This window comes from Streptosporangium sp. NPDC006013, from assembly GCF_040614275.1.
Classification (GTDB): Bacteria; Actinomycetota; Actinomycetes; order Streptosporangiales; family Streptosporangiaceae; genus Streptosporangium.
In genome coordinates this window covers 1-2,436 of sequence record NZ_JBEXUE010000825.1, presented here as the reverse complement: position 1 = coordinate 2,436, position 2,436 = coordinate 1, and the positions used below count along the sequence as shown (strand labels likewise).

General features: G+C 71.4%; 1 protein-coding gene and 1 pseudogene. Both read right to left on the bottom strand.

The genetic code is table 11. The features are described 5' to 3' along the window. A pseudogene (locus ABZ260_RS50015) lies at nucleotides 1-1,198 on the bottom strand (bifunctional glutamine-synthetase adenylyltransferase/deadenyltransferase); the annotation flags it as partial. 207 nt (nucleotides 1,199-1,405) lie between these two features. Beyond that, complete coding sequence (locus ABZ260_RS50010) at nucleotides 1,406-2,107, bottom strand: type 1 glutamine amidotransferase (protein WP_355632725.1); 702 nt, start codon at nucleotides 2,105-2,107, stop codon at nucleotides 1,406-1,408. Nucleotides 2,108-2,436 lie beyond the last annotated feature (329 nt).

Below are 2,436 nucleotides of genomic sequence, written 5' to 3'. Positions count from 1 at the left end.
GTCCGGCCGAACTCGTCACCGGCCAGCAGCATCGGCACGCCCTGGGAGATGAACAGGGTGACCAGGAAGTTACGGCGCTGGCGTCGATGTCGCGCAGCTCGCCCGGCCCGAGCTTGAGCTGGCGCTCGGCCTCGCCGCCGCGGACGTGCTCCTCCACCCGGCGGCGCATGGCCTGCACGTCCTCGACGAACTTGTCCCGGGTGGCGGCCTGCCAGACCATCTCGTTCACCGCGGCGACGTACTGTTCTCCGAGTTCGGTGTCACCCGCGACCGGCCGTGCCTTCAGCAGTGCCTGGAACTCCCACGTCTTGGCCCAGCGCCGGTAGTAGGCCAGGTGGCTGGCGAGGGTGCGGACCAGCGGCCCGGCCTTGCCCTCGGGGCGCAGCGCCGCGTCGACCTCCCACAGCGCCCCTTCCGGGGTACTGGTCGAACAGGCGCGCATCATGCCCTGGGCCAGCCGGGTGGCGAGCTTGATGGCCCCGTGCTCGTCGAGGGAGTCGTCGGCCCCCTCTCTCGGCTCGGCCACGAAGACGACGTCGACGTCGCTGATGTAGTTGAGCTCGCGTGCCCCGCACTTGCCCATGCCGATGACGGCCAACCGCACCGCCCCCGCCTCCGGGTGCTCCGACCTGGCGACGGCGAGCCCCGCCTCCAGCGCGGCCCCGGCCAGGTCGGACAGCTCGGCGGTCACCTCCGACAGCGAGACGGCCCCGGTGACGTCGCGCGCGGCGAGGTGGAGCAGGCGGCCCCGGTAGGCGACGCGCAGCGCCGAGAGGGTGGCGGTGGAGGCGTCGGTGGCCCTCGGCTCGGGGTCGTCGGGCTCGGCGCCGACCGCGAGCAGCAGCTCCGCGCGGAGCTCCCCCTCGCCCGGGCGCTCCATCGCCGACACCCCGCAGAGCAGGCGCCAGTGCTCCGGGTGCCTGACGACATGATCGCCGAGCGCAGCGCTGACGCCGAAGACGCCGAGCAACCGGGCGCGCAGCCCGGAATCCGATCGGAGCGCTCCAAGAACGCTGGGGTCCTGCTCGGCCAGCCGGTTCAGCGAGGTGAGCGCCAGGTCGGGATCGGCCGCGGCGACCAGCGAGGTCAGCAGGTCGATGTCTCCGAAGGCCTCCGGCCCCAATTCGTCGAGCAGCCGCTCGGCCCTGGCCCCGTCGGCGAAGCCGAGCCTGGCCAGACGCCCGGCAGTCGTCTGCATCCGGGGCACGGTCTCCACCGACCCTCCATGGTCCTCGATCACAGGCACGGGTGCCCTTCCTCAATCCTTACCCCGAGCGATCAAAGGTGCACGCCCCTCGCGGTCGCGTCGGCCTCGGCGCGCACCTCGGGCATTCGGAGCGTCGCCGCACAGGCTAATCCTGAAACTGTGCGGCGTCGTTAGCGGATTCGGAACGTAATCGCTCAGTCACGCGGTTTGGACGGCGGTGGCGAATCGCTCGGCGAGCGGCCTCCAGGCGGCGACGAGCCGCTCTCTGGCCTCCTTCACCTGCGTGTTGAGCTCCTCGACCGAGTGGCCCAGGTCGGTCAGGCGGTCGGCCGAGCCGGCCGTCCAGTCGGCGAAGATCTCCGGGGTGGCCTCGGGGTGGAACTGCACCGCCCAGGCGTTCTCCCCAAGCCGGTAGGCCTGGTTGGGGTAGGGGTCGCCGGTGGCCAGCGGCACCGCGCCCGCGGGGAGCCGCGTGATCGCGTCGCGGTGGTACTGGATGGCGGGAGCGGGGGCGAGGCCGGTGAACAGCGGGTCCGCCCCGGCGGCCGGCAGCGGGACGACCTCGGTCGCCCCCACCTCCAGCCCGTGCTCTCCGCGCTCGACGGCACCACCGCAGGCGAGCGTCATGAGCTGGGCTCCCAGGCAGATCCCCAGGGTGGGCACGCCCGCCTCGACACAGCCGCGGATCAGGTCTCGGGTGGCGGGCAGCCAGGGGTACTGCTCGTCCTCCCAGGCCGCCGCCTCGCCGCCGAGGACGATCAGCCCGCCGGCGGCCCGCTCGGGCACGGCCTCGCCCAGGTAGGGCCGGACGACCTCGCAGGCGGCCCCGGCTCCGGACAGCCATTCGGCGAGGAACCCGAGGCCCGCATCCGCCTCGTGCTCGATGACGGTAATTCTCATACGGCAATTATGGGCTTAAACGGACACAAGGGCGGAGGTAAGAAACCGGAGAACCGCCGCCCCTGAGCGAAGCACCCGTCGCCGTCACGCTCTCGGTGACCTGACCGGATCCAGATACATTGCCGAAGGGCCGCGTTCCCCCCTTCGCCGGAAGCAGGCGGAGGTCTCCAGTTCCAAGGAGTAGCGGTCAACGACCCCCTCCCGAAGGAGGGGGCTTGAGGTGCAGCGATGCACCTTGAAGCCCCGCGTTGACCAGCCCGAGTCGATCACCTAGAAGGAGGTGCATTCGATTGACTACGTTTCACGTAGGCCAGCAGACCCACCAGCGG